This window comes from Sanguibacter massiliensis, from assembly GCF_900240335.1.
In the GTDB taxonomy this organism is placed as follows: Bacteria; Actinomycetota; Actinomycetes; order Actinomycetales; family Cellulomonadaceae; genus Flavimobilis; species Flavimobilis massiliensis.
Genome location: NZ_LT964979.1, coordinates 1,049,275 through 1,066,017 on the forward strand (window position 1 = coordinate 1,049,275; position 16,743 = coordinate 1,066,017).

Below are 16,743 nucleotides of genomic sequence, written 5' to 3' on the forward strand. Positions count from 1 at the left end.
CGTCACCGTCACGCGGTGAGCGAACCCGGGGCGGACCACCCCGCAGCGGCCGTGCAGACCGACTAACCTGCTGGCATGGCCTTCTGGAGTCGTCGTCCCAAGCACACGCCGGAGCCGCCCGCGTCTCGCCCCCAACCCAGCGTGCCGGTGCCGGTCTCCCCGTTTGACGGCGCCGACCCGTCGCCGACGACGTCGGACCCCGAGCTCTTCCCGACACCGATGACCTCCGAGCGCATCGCGCAGATCCTGCGCGCCGACGGGGCGCACTTCGGTGTCGATGACGACGGCGACTGCATCGGTTTCTGGCAGCTGCGCATGTTCCTCTTCGTCCTCTACGGCGAGACGCCGACGTTCCTGCAGATCCGTGGGACGTGGAGCCGTGAGGCGAGCATCGAGCGGCTCGACGAGATCCTCGACTTCATCAACGACTGGAACACCGAGCGGATCTGGCCCAAGGCGTACGCCCGGGTCCGGGACGACGGTGCGGTGTCGGTGAGCGCCGAGGTCGCGGTCGATCTCGAGAAGGGCGGGAACGACGCCCAGATCCGTCAGGTCATCCGATGCGGGCTCGCGTCGGGCACGTCGTTTTTCGACGCGCTCGACCAGCGTTATCCCGACCCTGTCGCCCAGTCCCCTGCACTGTGAGGTCCTCCGTGCCCGTCCCCACCTCCGGCCCCGTGCCGCTGCCCCTCACGCGTGAGATGGTCCAGGGAGTCCTCGACTCCCACGAGTTCCACTACGTCACGGACGACGACGGTGACTTCGGCGGCAACTGGGGCGACCATCGCGTGTGGTTCATGCTCATGGGCGACAAGGAGGAGATCTTCCAGGTCCGCGGCACCTGGGGCCGATCGGTCGATCCCGTCCACAAGGCGCCGCTCCTGCGCGCGCTCAACGAGTGGAACCGGGAGCGCGTGTTCCCCAAGATGTATGCACGTCTCAACCCGTCGAACGACCTGCTCGACGTCCACGCGGAGTCGTCGACGGACCTCGAGCACGGCGTGACGGCCGAGCAGCTCGACGTCATCCTCATGTCGGGGCTCGAAACCGCGATGATGGCGTTCGACCACCTCGACGCGCAGGCGCCGGCGTTCGGCCTTCCCGAGGTCCCGCCCGAGGGCGGGGACACGCCTGACGCGGGCTGACAGCATGCTGCTCACCTGAGACCGCCCGCCACGGTGATCCGTGGCGGGCGGTCTCGCGCACGGGTTCCGGCCCGGGATTCCTCTGCAGTGTCAGGCGCGGCGAACGGTCGGGAGACCGAGCACGACCGGGATGCCCGCGGCCGGCGCACCACCGTGGGAGTGCTCCTCGCCGCCGAGGCCGAGCCGTGCGCGCTCGCGCGCGGCCCAGGCGTCGCCCGAGCGGGTGCGCCGGACCTCGAAGAGGTCCGTGGCCTCGGTGCGGTCCGCGACGAGGTGGTACGGAGCGGTCCGCGTGATGCGCGTGACGACGAGGTCACCGGGGCGCGGCAGACGCGGGTCGAGGTCGTCGGCGAGGCGCGGGTCGTCGATGCCGTCAGTGACGCGCGGCGCGCCGACGGGCAGCTCGACGTGGACGAGCCGGTTGTCGCGCGCGCGGCCTGTGACCCGGTGCGTCTCGGCATCCTTGCGGCCCGTGCTCTCGGCCACGAGCACCTCGACCTCGCGTCCGAGCTGTGCCGCTGACTGCTCGGCGGAGATGCGGTCCTGGAGCGCGACGAGCCGCTCGAACCGCTCCTGGACGACCTCCTTGGGCAGCTGGTCGGGGAGGTCGGCTGCGGGCGTGCCGGGGCGTGGGGAGTACTGGAACGTGAACGCGTTCGTGAAGCGCGCGGCCTCGACGACGCGGAGGGTCTCGAGGAAGTCCTCCTCGGTCTCACCGGGGAACCCGACGATGATGTCGGTGCTCACAGCGGCGTCGGGCATGCGCTCCCGGACCTTGTCGAGGATGCCGAGGAACTTCTCGGAACGGTAGGAGCGCCGCATGGCGCGCAGCACCCGGTCCGAGCCGGACTGGAGCGGGAAGTGCAGCTGCGGCATGACGTTCGGGGTCTCAGCCATCGCATCGATGACGTCGTCGGTGAACGCCGCGGGGTGCGGGCTCGTGAAACGCACACGTTCGAGGCCCTCGATCTGGCCGCACGCGCGCAGGAGCTTCGCGAAGGCGCCGCGGTCCCCGAACTCGACGCCGTAGGAGTTGACGTTCTGCCCGAGGAGCGTGACCTCGATCGCCCCCTGCGCGACGAGCGCCTCGACCTCGGCGAGGACCTGGCCCGGCCGACGGTCGCGCTCCTTGCCGCGCAGGTGCGGGACGATGCAGAACGTGCACGTGTTGTTGCAGCCGACCGAGATCGACACCCAGCCGGCGTAGACGGACTCACGCCGTGTCGGGAGGGTCGAGGGGAAGACCTGGAGCGACTCGGCGATCTCGACCTCGGCGGCGGCGTTGTGGCGCGAGCGTTCGAGGAGGACGGGCAGGGCGTCGAGGTTGTGCGTGCCGAAGACGACGTCGACCCACGGGGCGCGGTCGACGATGCCTGCGCGGTCCTTCTGCGCGAGGCAGCCGCCGACGGCGATCTGCATGCCGGGCCGTTCGCGCTTGAGCTCGGCGAGCTGGCCGAGGTTGCCGTAGAGCTTGCTCGCGGCGTTCTCGCGCACGGCGCACGTGTTGATGACGACGACGTCCGCACGGCTCGCGGCCTCGTCGGCGGCGGTCGCGCGGACGTAGCCCGCTTCCTCGAGCATGCCGGCCATGTGCTCGGAGTCGTGGACGTTCATCTGGCAGCCGAGCGTGCGCACCGTGTAGGTGCGGGCGGCGGTGGCGTCGGCGGCGGGTGCGGCCGGCGTGGCGTGGGGTGCGGGCGTCGTGGACATCGCCGTCCATCCTAAGCCGCGCGACGGCGGGCCCTTCCGGGCCGCCGCCGCGGCCGCGACGCCCCCCAAGGGTGATCGACGGGGTGACTTTGCCAGGTTGTGACATGTTCGTGACCGTAGGCTGTGGCGCGCATCACAGCAGGTCAGTACGGTCGGTGAATGGACGACGTCACAGGCGGGACCAACGACTCTGGCGGCACACCGCTCGTCGAGCTGGTCGACGTGCAGAAGCACTTCGGCGACCTCCACGTGCTCAAGGACATCAACCTCACGGTCCGCAAGGGCGAGGTCGTCGTCGTCATCGGGCCCTCGGGCTCGGGGAAGTCGACGCTCTGCCGCACGATCAACCGGCTCGAACCCATCGACTCCGGGTCGATCCGTGTCGACGGCGACGAGCTCCCCGAGGAGGGCAAGGCACTCGCCCGTCACCGGGCCGACGTCGGCATGGTCTTCCAGTCCTTCAACCTCTTCGCGCACCGCTCGGTGCTCGACAACGTCACGCTCGGCCCCGTCAAGGCGCGCGGTATCCCCGCCGCCGAGGCGAAGGCCGAGGCCATGACGCTCCTCGAGCGCGTCGGCGTCGCCAACCAGGCCCACAAGCTGCCAGCCGCGCTCTCGGGCGGCCAGCAGCAGCGCGTCGCGATCGCCCGCTCCCTCGCGATGCACCCCAAGGTCATGCTCTTCGACGAGCCGACCTCGGCGCTCGACCCCGAGATGATCAACGAGGTCCTTGACGTCATGATCGACCTCGCCCACGACGGCACGACGATGATCGTCGTCACCCACGAGATGGGCTTCGCACGGAAGGCCGCGGACCGCGTCGTCTTCATGGCGGACGGCCAGATCGTCGAGGAGGCGACGCCCGAGGAGTTCTTCACGGCCCCGCGCTCGGCCCGCGCCAAGGACTTCCTCTCGAAGATCCTCACCCACTGAACCTCCGGCAACGACGGCCCCGCCGTCACCCACCGCAGCACGGTCGACACAAGGAGAAGCACATGCGCACCAAGGTCATCGCCGCACTCGGGTCCGTCGCGCTCGCCAGCGCCCTGCTCACAGGGTGCGGGGGCGACGACAGCGACAAGATCACCATCGGCATCAAGTTCGACCAGCCCGGGCTCGGGCTCAAGTCCGGCGATACATACTCGGGTTTCGACGTCGACGTCGCGCGCTACGTCGCCAAAGAACTCGGCTTCGACGCCGACCAGATCACGTTCAAGGAGTCCCCGTCGCCCCAGCGCGAGAACCTCCTGCAGTCCGGCCAGGTCGACATGATCGTCGCGACGTACTCGATCACGGACGCACGCAAGGAGAAGATCTCGTTCGCGGGCCCGTACTTCGTCGCCGGTCAGGGTCTCCTCGTCCAGGAGGGCAACACCGACATCACCGGGCCCGACACTCTCGACGGCAAGAAGCTCTGCTCCGTCCAGGGGTCGACCCCGGCGCAGCGCATCAAGGACGAGTTCTCGAAGCAGGTCCAGCTCCAGGAGTTCGACACGTACTCCAAGTGCGTCGAGCAGTTGAGCCAGGGCAACGTCGACGCCGTGACGACCGACGACATCATCCTCGCGGGCTTCGCCGCACAGGAGCAGTACAAGGGCAAGCTCAAGACCGTCGGGACGACGTTCTCGCAGGAGAACTACGGCATCGGCCTGCCCAAGGGCTCCGACAGGTGCGGGAAGGTCACCGAGGCGATCACGAAGATGATCTCGTCGGGCGAATGGGCCAAGGCCCTCGAAGCGAACACGGGCGGAAGCTACACGCCGAACGCGGACCTCAACCCGCCAACGCCCGCCGCCTGCTCCTGACCACGTCCCGTCGGCCGCGCTCACCGCGCGGCCGACGGGCCCTCCCGGGAGGTGATCGACCTGTCCCCGCTCTCCGACGCCGTCGGCACGCTGTTCAGCGACTATGACGTGCTCGCGGCCTTTTGGATGACCGTGAAGCTCACGGGGTTCTCCCTCGTCGGCTCGCTCGTCCTCGGCACGCTCCTCGCGGTCATGCGGGTCTCGCCGATCCCCTCGCTGCAGCTCGGCGGGGCGATCTACGTCAACCTCGTGCGGAACACGCCGCTCACGCTCATCATCGTCGGATGCTCGCTCGGGCTCTACACACAGCTGGGCCTCGTCCTCGCGAACCCGAGCTCGGGCACGTTCATCGTCGACCAGAACTTTCGCCTCGCGGTCGTGGGCCTCTCGCTCTACCACGCGGCGTTCGTGTGCGAGGCACTGCGATCCGGTGTCAACACCGTGCCCCTCGGACAGGCGGAGGCCGCCCGGTCGATCGGGCTGACGTTCACGCAGTCGCTCGTGCTCGTCGTCCTGCCCCAGGCGTTCCGCGGCGCGGTCGCACCGCTCGGGAACGTCATCATCGCGCTCACGAAGAACACGACGGTCGCCGCGACGATCGGCGTCGCGGAGGCCTCCTACCTCATGAAGGTGATGATCGAGTTCCGCCCCGACGTCCTCTTCCTCATTTTCGGCGTCTTCGCCCTCGGGTTCGTGTGCCTCGTCCTGCCCGTTGGGATCCTCATGACGGCGCTGTCGCGCAAGCTGGCGGTGGCCCGATGACGGCAGCCTCCCCACTCTTCGACGCGCCGGGACCCCGGACCCGCAGGATCTTTGCCTTCGCGAACGTCGCCGCGGTCCTCGTCCTTGCGGCCGGGCTCGGCTGGGTCGTGTGGATGCTTGCCCGCAACGGCCACCTCTCAGCGGCGAAGTGGACACCGTTCCTCGCAGGATCGACCTGGGTCGACTACCTCCTCCCGGGCCTGCTCGGGACGCTCGGCGCCGCCGCGATCTCTGTCGTGCTCGCAGGCGTGCTCGGCGTCGTCCTCGGCCTCGGCAGGCTCTCGGAGAACCGGTGGATCTCCGGCATCGCGGCGGCGATCGTCGAGTTCTTCCGTGCGGTGCCCGTCCTGCTCATGATGGTCTTCTCGTACTGGCTCCTCGTCAACTACCGACTCGTCCCGTCCAACCAGCTCGCGCTCACAGCCGTCGTCATCTCGCTCACCGTGTACAACGGCTCGGTCGTCGCGGAGCTCGTGCGCTCGGGCATCACGTCACTCCCCCGGGGGCAGCGTGAGGCCGGTCTGTCGATCGGCCTCACGCACGGCCAGACGGTCCGGACGATCCTCCTGCCGCAGGGCGTCGTCGCGATGCTGCCCGCCCTCGTGAGCCAGCTCGTCGTCGTCGTCAAGGACTCTGCGCTCGGCTATCTCATCGGGTACGCCGAGTTACTGCGACAGGCCGAGTACCTGGCGACAAACTTCGCGAACTACATCCCAGCGGTCATCGTCATCGCGGCGGTCTTCATCCTCGTCAACCTCGCTGTGAGCCTCCTGGCGGACCGTCTCGCGCTACGGCTGCGGTCGCGCACCTCAGGAGCGATGACGACGCAGGTCCCGGGGCTCGTCGCAGCCGACGACTGAGTCCGCCGCACGTCATGGGCGCCGCACGTCATGGGCGCCGCACGTCGGGGACCCGCACGTCAGGGGCCCGCATGCCGGTGGCCCGGCGCGTCGGTGGCTCAGCGCGTCGGTGGGCACGGTCCCCGGGGCCTCGGGGGCGACGGTCGTCACTGGTTAGCCATCGGTTGTCGCTGGTCAGCCATCGGTCGTGGGGGGACGTCGTTGGTGGAACGACGGTCGCGCTCGGGGTTGCGGTCAGCCGGCGGTCGCAGTCGCGCGGAGCTCGCGCACGACTGTGACGCGCACCTCGCCGGGCACGGCCTGCGTCTCGGAGATCGCGGACGCGATCTGCGCGGCGAGGCCCTCGAGGTCGTCGTCCCCGACGACCCCGGGCTCGACGACGACGCGCACGTCGTGGCCGGACGAGAGCGCGAGGGCGCGGGCGACCCCGGGGTGCGCTGCGACCGCGCGCTCGAGCGCCTCGAGCCGTTCGACGTGCGAGTCGGCGTCCTCGCGCCGGGCTCCCGGTCGGGATGCGGAGATGGCGTCGGCGATCTGGACGATGACGGCTTCGACGGACTCGGCGGGAACCTCGCCGTGGTGCGCGGCGATCGCGTTGACGATGATCTCGGGCTCGCCGCAACGGGCCGCTAGTTCGGCTCCGGCGCGGGCGTGCGAGCCCCGCTCGCCCGCGGGGACGGCCTTGCCGACGTCGTGGAGGAATGCGGCACGCGCGGCGACCTCGGCGTCCGCGCCAATCTCGCCAGCGATGCTTCGCGCGAGCAGCGCGCACTCGACGAGGTGCTGCTGGACGACCTGTCCGTAGGAGGTGCGCAGACGTAGCCGTCCGACGTGCTCCTCGAGCTCGGGGTGGAGCGGACGGACGCACGCGTCGTCGATCGCATGCCTGGCAGAGTCACGGCTGCGTTCCTCGGCCTCGTCCGTGACGGTCGCGACCACACGCTCCATGCGTTCGAGGTTGATGCGCCCGTCGGCGAGCAGGCGTTCGAGGCTCTGCTGGGCGATCTCGCGCCGTTCGGCGTCGAAGCTGGAGATCTGGACGTGGTCGTCGGAGTCGTCGACGATGAGGTTGACGCCGGTGAGCGCCTCGAACGCCTTGATGTTGCGGCCGTCGCGCCCGATGATCGGCCCCTTGAGCTCGGGCGACGGGAGCGGGACGATCACGACCGAGAGCTGGCTCGACGTCGCGACCGCAAGGCGTTCGACGGCTGTCGTGAGGATCGACCTGGCGCGCGCCTCAGACTCTGCGCGCAAGCGTCGTTCGGTGCGGCGCAGGCGCGCCTCGACGTCGCGCGCGGCTCGCTCAGCGAGGTCATCGGCAAGCCTCGCGCGAGCCTGCTCGACGGTCGTCTCGGCGATCTGGGCGAGCTCTTCGGCGACGCGCGCCTCGTGCTCCGCGGTGCGGGTGCCGAGTGCGGTCTCCTGCGCTGTCAGAGAGGCGGTGCGCGCGTCGAGCGACTCAGCGAGCCTGGTGATCCTCGCGCGATCCTCGGCGAGCTGGACGCGGTCCGCCTCGAGCCGTGCACGCTCGTCGTCGAGACGTGCACTGCGGCGGTCGGCCTCGGCAGCGCGGACATGAAGCTCGTCCTTGAGCGAGGCGACGTCCTCGCGGGCCTGCGCCCGCACCGCAGCGGCCTCGCGTCGGGCCACCAGGACGAGGATGAGCGCGACGAGACATGCGAGCAGGAGCACGAGCACGAGCAGGAGCGCTGGCCAGTCCTCGATCACGTCAGCACCTCCCCTCGGCTGTGGGCGACGGGCGCGGCGCGCCCCTCCTCCACGGTGAACGTAGCGGAACGAGCCATCGTTCCGCCTGCCGTACGTCCCGTGTCGCTCACAGTGCGACGCGGATCACGCACGACGATGACGACCGTGGATGACGACCGTGAGGACGACGAGGCCTCAGTCCTGCGCGTGGTGGACCGTGCTGCGCTCGTCCATCGCACTCTCGAGGCCCGCACGGGCAGCGTCGAGGCACAGCGACGGCGGGTAGCCCTTGCGGCCGAGGAATCCGACGAGCCGACGCAGCGCGACGTCCCGGTCGAGCGACACGAGGCGTCGGGCACGCACGCGTGCGAGGTCGTACGCCGAGCGCCGTTCGTCCTCGTCGTCGACCTGGGCGAGCGCGTCGTGCGCGACGTCGTCCGTGAAGCCCTTGCGGCGCAGTTCCGACGCGATGCGGCGCCGCGCCGCGCCGGTCTCCTGGGACCGGGATCGCACGATCGCCTGCGCGAGCGCGGCATCGTCGACGAGCCCGACCTCCTCGAAGCGGTCGAGCAGACGCTCCGCGACGTCCTCGGGCACGTCCCGCTTCGCCAGTCCGCTCGCGAGCTGCTGCCGCGATCGTGCCGCAGCCGTGAGCGAGCGCAGCAGGTACTCGCGCGCCGCGTCTTCGATCTCGAGGACCGTCGCAGGACGCCGCGGGCCGCCTCGCTCAGATCCGGCGTCGCGACGGCCAGCAGGGCCGTCCGTGCCATCCGTCCCCTGCTCGTCAGCGGCGTCATGCTCGTCGTGCGGGGCGCGCCCCCCAGCACCTTCGTGGTCAGCTGGTGCGCCGGTCCCGCCATGCCGCCGTCCGGCGCCCCGCCGCTTCGTCCTGCCCTCAGGTGCCCGACGAGAGTCGTCGTCAGGGGTCGGGCGCAGCCCGTCCTCCCGGTCGCGCGACGGGGCCGACCCACCCGGCGGCACCGCGGCGATCGCTGCCCTCAGAGCATCGATCGTCGCGGCGTCCGCCCGGCGGGTCGGTGCGGCGGCTCGGGAATCGTGAGCCTGTCCGTCGACGGGTGCGTGCTGCATGGTGCTGCGGCTCAGAAGTCGACCTTCGCGGCCTTGGCGCGGCTCTTCTTCGGAGCGGCCTCGACAGCGGGGGTGGCAGCCTCCGTGCCCGCGGTCGCCTCGGCGGGAGCTTCGGACGGCGCACCGATGCCGAGCTTCTCCTTGATCCGGCGCTCGATCTCGGCGGCAAGCTCGGGGTTGTCCCGCAGGAAGCCGCGCGAGTTCTCCTTGCCCTGGCCGAGCTGGTCGCCCTCGTACGTGTACCACGAGCCGGACTTGCGGACGATGCCGTGCTCGACGCCAAGGTCGATGAGGCTGCCCTCACGCGAGATGCCGACGCCGTAGAGGATGTCGAACTCCGCCTGCTTGAAGGGCGGGGCCATCTTGTTCTTGACGATCTTCACGCGGGTGCGGTTGCCGACCGCGTCGGTGCCCTCCTTGAGGGTCTCGATGCGGCGGATGTCCATCCGGACCGACGCGTAGAACTTCAGCGCCTTTCCGCCCGTCGTCGTCTCCGGCGAGCCGAAGAACACGCCGATCTTCTCGCGGAGCTGGTTGATGAAGATCGCGGTCGTGCCGGTCGAGGACAGTGCACCCGTGAGCTTGCGGAGCGCCTGCGACATGAGCCGGGCCTGAAGGCCCACGTGGCTGTCACCCATCTCGCCCTCGATCTCGGCCTTGGGTACGAGAGCGGCGACCGAGTCGACGACGATGATGTCGATCGCGCCCGAGCGGACGAGCATGTCCATGATCTCGAGGGCCTGCTCACCGGTGTCCGGCTGCGAGACGAGCAGCGCGTCGGTGTCGACGCCGAGCTTCTTCGCGTACTCGGGGTCGAGGGCGTGCTCGGCGTCGATGAACGCGGCGATGCCGCCCTGCCGCTGCGCGTTGGCGACCGCGTGGAGCGCGACGGTCGTCTTACCGCTCGACTCCGGACCGTAGATCTCGACGATGCGCCCCCGGGGCAGGCCTCCGATGCCGAGCGCGACGTCGAGCGCGATCGAGCCCGTCGGGACGACCTCGACCGCGGGGCGGTCATCGTCGCCGAGGCGCATGATCGAGCCCTTGCCGAACTGGCGGTCGATCTGGCTGAGCGCTGCCTCGAGCGCCTTCTCGCGGTCCGCGGATGCTGCCATGGGTTCACCTCTGTCGTTCGGGGCGGCACGTGCCGCCGGAGAAGCTCTGCGATCTTGATGGGCCCGACACTAGGACGAGCCACGGACATTCACGCGTGATCGCTGCGAGGACGTGGACCGCCCGGCCGCCGTCGACCGTTGTGGACAACCCTACCGAACACCTGTTCGACCGTCGAGCCGGCAGGGCCAGCGTGTCGCGGACCTGCGGGATCAGCGCGGCGGAGCCTGCCGGTGAGGATCGCTCCCCCAGCGCTCGGCGTCCGGCACCTGCATCGCGTCGCACAACGCGTGCCACACCGCACGCGGCTCGACGCCCTCCTCGATCGCGCGGGCAGCCGTCCGCCCGCCGAGCTGCTCGAGCACCTGGTCGCCCACGATCGACCGGCCGTACGCGCGACCGAAGACGTCATCGACCAGATCCCAGAACTCGCGATACCTCACCGACACAGGGTGCCACGCCCGCACGGGCGCTCCCGCGCACGTCCCACGCGCAGTGTCGGTGGCCCGCGCCACAATAGGAGACGTGACACCCACGCGACCGTCCGCCGAGCCCCTCGCGGGGTTCACCGCGCCCACACGCTCCTGGTTCACGGGTGCGTTCGCGGGGCCGACACGCGTCCAGACCGAGGCATGGGCCGCGATCAGCGGCGGCTCGCACGCGCTCGTGATCGCACCTACAGGCTCGGGCAAGACGCTCGCAGCGTTCCTCTGGGCGATCGACCGCCTCCTTGCCCGGGACACCGCCGCCGACGGCCCACGCACCGACCGCATCCTCTACGTCTCGCCGCTCAAGGCGCTCGCCGCGGACGTCGAGCGCAACCTTGCGAGCCCGCTCACGGGCATCAGGCATGCGGCGGCCGCAGCGTCGCTCGTCCTGCCCCGGGTGACCGTCGGCACGCGGACGGGCGACACGCCCCCGGCGGAGCGACGTCGCCTCGCGGTGCACCCGCCGGACATCCTCATCACGACGCCCGAGTCGCTCTTCCTCATGCTCACCTCCGCGGCACGTGAGGGCCTGCGCGAGATCGGCACCGTCATCGTCGACGAGATCCACGCGGTCGCCGGCACGAAGCGGGGCGCGCACCTCGCCCTCTCGCTCGAACGGCTCGACCTCCTGCTCGACACCCCCGCGCAGCGCATCGGGCTCTCGGCGACGGCCCGCCCCACGGACGCGGTCGCGGAGCTGCTCGCGGGACACCGCACCGCCGCCGACGGCGGCAGGCCCGTCGTCGTCGTCGAACCTCCCGCGCGGCGCCAGGTCGACCTCGACGTCGTCGTCCCGGTCGAGGACCTCACCGACATTGCGGCGACACCGCTGCCGGGGACGAGCCCGTCCGACGACGGCCCGGACCTCACGGGACCCGCAGCCGGGCCCCTCGCGCGTGCATCGGTCTGGCCGCACGTCGAGGAACGCATCGTCGACCTCGCGACGACCAGCCGCTCGACAATCGTCTTCGCGAGCTCGCGCCGCAGCGCCGAGCGACTCACGTCGCGACTCAACGAGATCTGGGCCCGCCGCCAAGGCCTCGACGTGCCCGACCCGGGGGCGTCGCAGCCGGCTGCGGTCCCCGGGCAGGCCGGGACGTCCGCAGGGGCCGACGCAGTCTTCGCGCGCGCCCACCACGGTTCGATGTCCCGAGCCGAACGCTCGTACACGGAGGGCGAGCTCAAGGCAGGTCGGCTGCCCGTCGTCGTCGCGACGAGCTCGCTCGAGCTCGGCATCGACATGGGCTCCGTCGACCTCGTCGTCCTCGTCGGGTCACCGCCGTCCGTCGCGTCGGGACTGCAGCGCGTCGGGCGTGCGGGGCACGCCGTCGGCGTGCCGAGCCACGGCGTGCTCGTCCCGACGCACACGGGCGACCTCGTGCCCGCGACCGTGACCGCTGCACGGATGCGCACGGGTGAGCTCGAGCCGCTGCGGCTCGTCCGCAACCCGCTCGACGTCCTCGCGCAGCAGGTCGTCGCGATGGTCGCGACCGAGGACTGGCCGGTCGACGAGCTCGAGGCGACGGTGCGGCGTGCCGCGCCGTTCGCGCAGCTGCCCCGCTCGGCGCTGCGCGGCGTCCTCGACATGCTCACGGGCCGCTACCCGTCGGAGGCGTTCGGGGAGCTCCGCGCGCGGCTCACGTGGGACCGCGGCCGGGACGTGCTGCAGGCACGTCCCGGCGCGCAGCGGCTCGCCGTGACGAGCGGCGGCACGATCCCGGACCGCGGGCTCTTCGGAGTCTTCCTCGCGGCCTCGTCACCCGGAGGGCCCGACGATGTCCGTGCCGACACCGCGCCGCGAGCGCGCGGCGGGAAGCGTGTCGGCGAGCTCGACGAGGAGATGGTCTACGAGTCACGCGTCGGGGACACGATCACGCTCGGCTCGACGACGTGGCGCATCGACGAGATCACGCCCGACCGCGTCCTCGTGACGCCCGCCCCGGGGCTGCCCGGCCGCATGCCGTTCTGGAAGGGCGACTCGCCGGCACGGCCTGTCGAGCTCGGACGCGCCATCGGCGCGTGGACGCGCGAGACGGTCGGCCGCGTCCTCCCGGCGAGCGCCGCCAGGACCGAGGCGGCCCTCGCGCACCTCGCCGCGGAGGGGCTCGACCCGTGGGCGGCGGGCAACGTCGTCGCCCACCTCCGCGAGCAGCACGCGGCGACAGGGGTCGTTCCGGACGACCGGACGATCGTCGTCGAGCGGTTCCGGGACGAGATCGGCGACTGGCGCGTCGTGGTCCACAGCCCGTTCGGGTCGCGGGTCCACGCACCGTGGGCTCTCCTGCTCGGGGCGCGCCTGCGCGAGCGCTACGGCGTCGACGTCGCGGCCATGCACGCGGACGACGGCATCGTGCTGCGGCTGCCCGACATCGGCCTCGACGGCGTCGGCGCCGACGGCACGTGGACCGGGTTCCTGCCCGACGGAGCCGCGCCCGAGGTCGCCGACGAGCTCTTCACCGACCCTGCCGAGGTCACCGGGCAGGTGCGAGACGCGCTCGCCGGGTCGGCCCACTTCGCTGCGCGCTTCCGCGAGGCTGCGGCGCGCGCCCTCCTGCTCCCCCGGCGCTCCCCGGACCGGCGCCAGCCCCTGTGGCAGCAGCGGCAGCGTTCGGCCCAGCTGCTCGAGGTCGCCGCGGGTTTCCCCGAGTTCCCGATCGTCCACGAGGCAGCGCGCGAGTGCCTCCAGGACGACTTCGACGTCGCGGCGCTCACCTCGCTCATGGCCGACGTCGCCGCAGGTCGGGTCGACGTCGTCCACGTCGACACGACGCAGCCCTCGCCGTTCGCCCGGTCGCTGCTCCTCGGCTACACGGCGCAGAACCTCTACGGTGCGGACGCCCCGCTCGCCGAGCAGCGCGCCGCGACGCTCGCGCTCGACCCGACACTCCTCGACGAGCTTCTCGGCAGCTCGTCGGGCGCCCAGCTCGCCGACCTCCTCGACCCGACGGCCGTCGAGCAGGTCGCGGCCGAGCTCGACGGTCTCACCCCGGACCGCAGGGCGCGCAGCCACGACGGACTGCTCGACCTGCTCCGGCGGCGCGGACCGTCGTCGTTCGACGAGCTCGCCGCACGCGCAGAAGACGGCGCGGACGTCTCCGGTTGGCTCGCTCGGCTCGAGGCCTCCCGCCAGGTCGTCGCCGTGCGTCTGCCGGGCCTGAGGTCCGAGTCCTCTGCCGAAGCGACCGAGCGGTGGCTCGCCCTCGACGACGCCTCCCGGGTGCGGGACGCGCTCGGCGCCGCGCTCCCCGTCGGGCTTCCCGACGTTCTCCTCGCTCCTGTCGACGATCCGCTCGGCGACCTCGTGCGACGGCACGCGCGCACGCACGTGCCGTTCCCGGCCGACGACGTGGCCCTGCGGTTCGGACTGCCGACAGCCGTCGTCCGTGAGGTCCTCGACCGGCTCGTCGCGGCGGGCGAGCTCGTGCGCGGACGCATGCTCCCCGCCGTGCTCGGTGGTGCGGGGGACGAGTATGCGGACCGCGACGTCGTGCGTCGTCTGCGCCGACGTTCGCTCGCGCTGCTGCGTGCCGAGGTCGAACCTGCGCCGCCGGCGGCTCTCGGTCTCTTCCTTCCCAGGTGGCAGCGTGTCGGCGAGCTGCGCGGCCGTGCCGGCTTGCTGCGCGCGATCGAGCAGCTCGCCGGGGTGCCCGTCCCGGCATCGGATCTCGAGTCGCGGATCTTGCCGAGCCGCGTCGTCGATTACTCCCCCGCGCTCCTCGACGCGCTCACGACGAGCGGCGAGGTGCTGTGGGCCGGGCACGGCTCGCTCGCAGCACCGGGCAGGGGCTCCGGGGACGGCACCGTGAGCCTTCATCTCGCCGGGACCGCGCCGCTCACGCTTCCCGAGCCGTCGGACGCAGCGGGAGGGCCGGCTGCGCTCCCGTACGTCCTCGCCGCGCTCGAGGGTTCCGGCGCACACTTCGTCGACCGCGTCGTCGAGCGCGCCCGCGCGGCCGCCGAGGCCGCGGACGACGTCACGGCGCTCGGCGACGACCCCGCCGAGATCGTGCGGGAGTCACTGTGGCACCTCGTGTGGGCCGGCCGCGCGACGAACGACTCCTTCGGCCCGCTGCGCGCGCTCCTCGGGCCCTCACCCCGCGCGCCGCGCCCTCAGGCCCGTCCCGTCCACCGTCCTCGCGGACGTTTCGGTCTTGCGGCGCTCGTGCGGACCACCGCGCCCGAGGCTCTTCACGGCGGTGGCAGGTGGTCTCTGCTGCCGGGGACGGAGCCCGACCCGACCGTGCGCGCGCACGCGCTCGCGATGGTGCTCCTCGACCGGCACGGGATCGTCACGCGCGCCGTCGCCCCCGCCGAGCAGGTCGTCGGCCGCTACCCCGACGTCTACAAGGTGCTCACCGCGCTCGAGGCCGCGGGTCACGTCCGTCGGGGGTACTTCGTCGAGCATCTTGGTGGTTCGCAGTTCGCCGTACCTGGTGCGGTCGACGTGCTGCGGGACGACGCGCGTGCGGTCGAGCGGAACCTGCAGCCCGCTGCGCCGCAGGTCGCCGCGGCCGGCCGTCGCGCCGAGGACGGGCTCGTCCTCGCGGCCTGCGACCCGGCGAACCCGTACGGCGCCGCCCTCGCGTGGCCTGCGGGCGTCGCCGAGGTGCGGCACCGGCCCGGGCGCAAGGCGGGTTCCGTCGTCGTCCTCGTCGACGGGTATCTCGTCCTCTACGTCGAACGGGGCGGCCGCACGCTCCTGTCGTTCACCGAGGATCCGGGGCTGCTCGCTCGCGGGGCGCATGCGCTCGCGGATGCCGCCGCGGCGGGGGCGCTCGGCAGGTCGACGGTGCGGCACGTCGACGGCACCGAGGTGTTCGGGCTCGACGGGCCGGTCGTCGAGGCGCTCACCGCGGCAGGTTTCGCGCTGACTCCGCGCGGGCTGCGCGTGAGGCCCGGGGCTAGGTCGTGACCGCCGCGCGCCGCTGGGGAGGAACGTGCGATGCCCGAGGGTGACGCCCTGCGGCTCACGGCCGCCCGCCTCGACGCCGCGCTGCGAGGTGCGGCCCTCGTACGGACCGAGCTCCGGTGGGGTGGGCTCGGCGACGTCGACCTCACCGGTCGGGAGGTCGCGGAGGTCGTTGCGTACGGCAAGAACCTCCTCGTGAGGACGACGGACGGCTGGACGGTCCACTCGCACCTGCGGATGGAGGGCCGCTGGTACGTCGCCCGCACCGGCTCGCCCGAGGCCGAGGGCCGCGCACCCCACGTGAGGGCCGTGCTCGCATCGGCGCGGTGGACGGCGCTCGGCGAGAACCTCGGCATGCTCAACGTCGTCCGATCGCGTGACGCGCGTCGCTTGCTCGGGCACCTCGGTCCTGACGTCCTTGCAGACGACCTCGACGTCCGCGCGGCAGCTCTGCGGCTGCGGGACGCGGGAGACGGGCCGGGAGTGAGCGTCGCCGAGGCCCTCCTCGACCAGCGGCGGGTCGCGGGGATCGGCACCATCTACGCCGCGGAGTCGCTCTTCGCGCGGCGCACGGACCCGTGGCGGACGGTCGGCACGCTCGACGCCCACGAGCTCGCGGCGCTCCTCCTCACGGCGCGTCGCGACATGACGGTCGCCGTCGTGCACGGTCTCGAGGCGCGTGAATCACGGGTGCACGGACGCCTCGGGCGGCCGTGCGTGCGCTGCCGCACCGCAATCGCGGTGCGGCAGGCCCGCAGGCCGCCCGAGGAACGTCCGATCTTCTTCTGCCCACGGTGCCAGACACCGCAGCCAGGTGTCAGCCGATCGGTGTGAGCTCGCGCCGTGCCGGAACCCGGACGACGGCGCTCGCGAAGTCGTCCGGGACCGTGTCCGGGACGAACAGACCTTCGGCGACCGCAACCCGGTCGCTCACCTCACGGAGCACGGTCGACAGCGGGACGTCGAGCGCCTCGCAGATCGACCCGAGCAGCTCCGAGGAGGCTTCCTTCTGACCACGCTCGACCTCGCTGAGGTAGCCGAGCGACACACGTGCTGCGGACGACACCTCGCGCAGGGTCCGGCCCTGCCGCTGGCGCGCGTCACGCAGGACATCACCGATCTCTCGTCGCAGGACGATCATCTGGCGCCCCCTCT

Annotated in this window: 14 protein-coding genes; 8 read left to right on the forward strand and 6 right to left on the reverse strand. The window is 71.8% G+C overall.

Features of this window, described 5'->3' with window-relative positions; all coding sequences use genetic code 11:
* Window positions 1-75: 75 nt before the first annotated feature.
* Together C1729_RS04895 and C1729_RS04900 are read left to right on the forward strand one after the other, a co-directional pair.
* Complete coding sequence (locus C1729_RS04895) at window positions 76-645, forward strand: YbjN domain-containing protein (RefSeq protein ID WP_102508951.1); 570 nt, start codon at window positions 76-78, stop codon at window positions 643-645.
* An 8-nt stretch (window positions 646-653) separates the two neighbouring features.
* Window positions 654-1,145 carry a type III secretion system chaperone family protein gene (locus tag C1729_RS04900; protein ID WP_165375418.1) on the forward strand — a complete coding sequence of 164 codons (492 nt, stop codon included), beginning with the start codon at window positions 654-656 and terminating at the stop codon, window positions 1,143-1,145.
* A 90-nt stretch (window positions 1,146-1,235) separates the two neighbouring features.
* Here C1729_RS04900 and miaB read toward each other — a convergent pair whose 3' ends face one another.
* Entirely contained in the window at window positions 1,236-2,855 is a 1,620-nt protein-coding gene (miaB, locus tag C1729_RS04905; protein WP_102508953.1) for a tRNA (N6-isopentenyl adenosine(37)-C2)-methylthiotransferase MiaB, read from the reverse strand.
* 159 nt (window positions 2,856-3,014) lie between these two features.
* Between miaB and C1729_RS04910 the strand changes: the two genes are divergently transcribed.
* The 4 genes from C1729_RS04910 to C1729_RS04925 all read left to right on the forward strand — a co-directional run bounded on the left by C1729_RS04910 (window position 3,015) and on the right by C1729_RS04925 (window position 6,282).
* On the forward strand, window positions 3,015-3,788 hold the full coding sequence (locus tag C1729_RS04910; protein ID WP_102508954.1) for an amino acid ABC transporter ATP-binding protein: 774 nt from the start codon (window positions 3,015-3,017) through the stop codon (window positions 3,786-3,788).
* 62 nt (window positions 3,789-3,850) lie between these two features.
* The gene (locus C1729_RS04915; protein ID WP_102508955.1) at window positions 3,851-4,660 is read left to right on the forward strand and encodes a glutamate ABC transporter substrate-binding protein; all 810 of its coding nucleotides are present in this window, start codon (window positions 3,851-3,853) and stop codon (window positions 4,658-4,660) included.
* 51 nt (window positions 4,661-4,711) lie between these two features.
* A complete protein-coding gene (locus C1729_RS04920) occupies window positions 4,712-5,422 on the forward strand; it encodes an amino acid ABC transporter permease (protein WP_422917639.1) in 711 nt (236 codons plus the stop codon).
* Window positions 5,419-6,282 carry an amino acid ABC transporter permease gene (locus tag C1729_RS04925; protein WP_102508956.1) on the forward strand — a complete coding sequence of 288 codons (864 nt, stop codon included), beginning with the start codon at window positions 5,419-5,421 and terminating at the stop codon, window positions 6,280-6,282. The genes C1729_RS04920 and C1729_RS04925 overlap by 4 nt, the downstream gene beginning before the upstream one ends.
* Window positions 6,283-6,516: 234 nt before the next feature.
* On the opposite strand, the gene C1729_RS04930 is transcribed toward C1729_RS04925, so the two are convergent.
* The 4 genes from C1729_RS04930 to C1729_RS04945 form a co-directional block, all read right to left on the reverse strand.
* The gene (locus C1729_RS04930) at window positions 6,517-8,010 is read right to left on the reverse strand and encodes an HD domain-containing protein (protein ID WP_242493718.1); all 1,494 of its coding nucleotides are present in this window, start codon (window positions 8,008-8,010) and stop codon (window positions 6,517-6,519) included.
* A gap of 174 nt (window positions 8,011-8,184) precedes the next feature.
* Window positions 8,185-9,078, reverse strand: coding sequence for a regulatory protein RecX (locus C1729_RS04935; protein ID WP_102508957.1), 894 nt, complete (start codon window positions 9,076-9,078; stop codon window positions 8,185-8,187).
* 11 nt (window positions 9,079-9,089) lie between these two features.
* Window positions 9,090-10,193 carry a recombinase RecA gene (recA, locus tag C1729_RS04940; RefSeq protein WP_102508958.1) on the reverse strand — a complete coding sequence of 368 codons (1,104 nt, stop codon included), beginning with the start codon at window positions 10,191-10,193 and terminating at the stop codon, window positions 9,090-9,092.
* Window positions 10,194-10,403: 210 nt separating this feature from the next.
* Complete coding sequence (locus tag C1729_RS04945) at window positions 10,404-10,634, reverse strand: DUF3046 domain-containing protein (RefSeq protein ID WP_102510529.1); 231 nt, start codon at window positions 10,632-10,634, stop codon at window positions 10,404-10,406.
* A gap of 82 nt (window positions 10,635-10,716) precedes the next feature.
* Here C1729_RS04945 and C1729_RS04950 point away from each other — a divergent pair, with 82 nt between their 5' ends.
* Window positions 10,717-15,591, forward strand: coding sequence for an Lhr family helicase (locus tag C1729_RS04950; RefSeq protein ID WP_102508959.1), 4,875 nt, complete (start codon window positions 10,717-10,719; stop codon window positions 15,589-15,591).
* A gap of 30 nt (window positions 15,592-15,621) precedes the next feature.
* Window positions 15,622-16,422, forward strand: coding sequence for a DNA-formamidopyrimidine glycosylase family protein (locus C1729_RS04955; RefSeq protein WP_102508960.1), 801 nt, complete (start codon window positions 15,622-15,624; stop codon window positions 16,420-16,422).
* Here the strand turns inward: C1729_RS04955 and C1729_RS04960 are convergent.
* Window positions 16,406-16,729 carry a helix-turn-helix domain-containing protein gene (locus C1729_RS04960; RefSeq protein WP_102508961.1) on the reverse strand — a complete coding sequence of 108 codons (324 nt, stop codon included), beginning with the start codon at window positions 16,727-16,729 and terminating at the stop codon, window positions 16,406-16,408. The genes C1729_RS04955 and C1729_RS04960 overlap by 17 nt on opposite strands.
* Window positions 16,730-16,743: the final 14 nt, after the last annotated feature.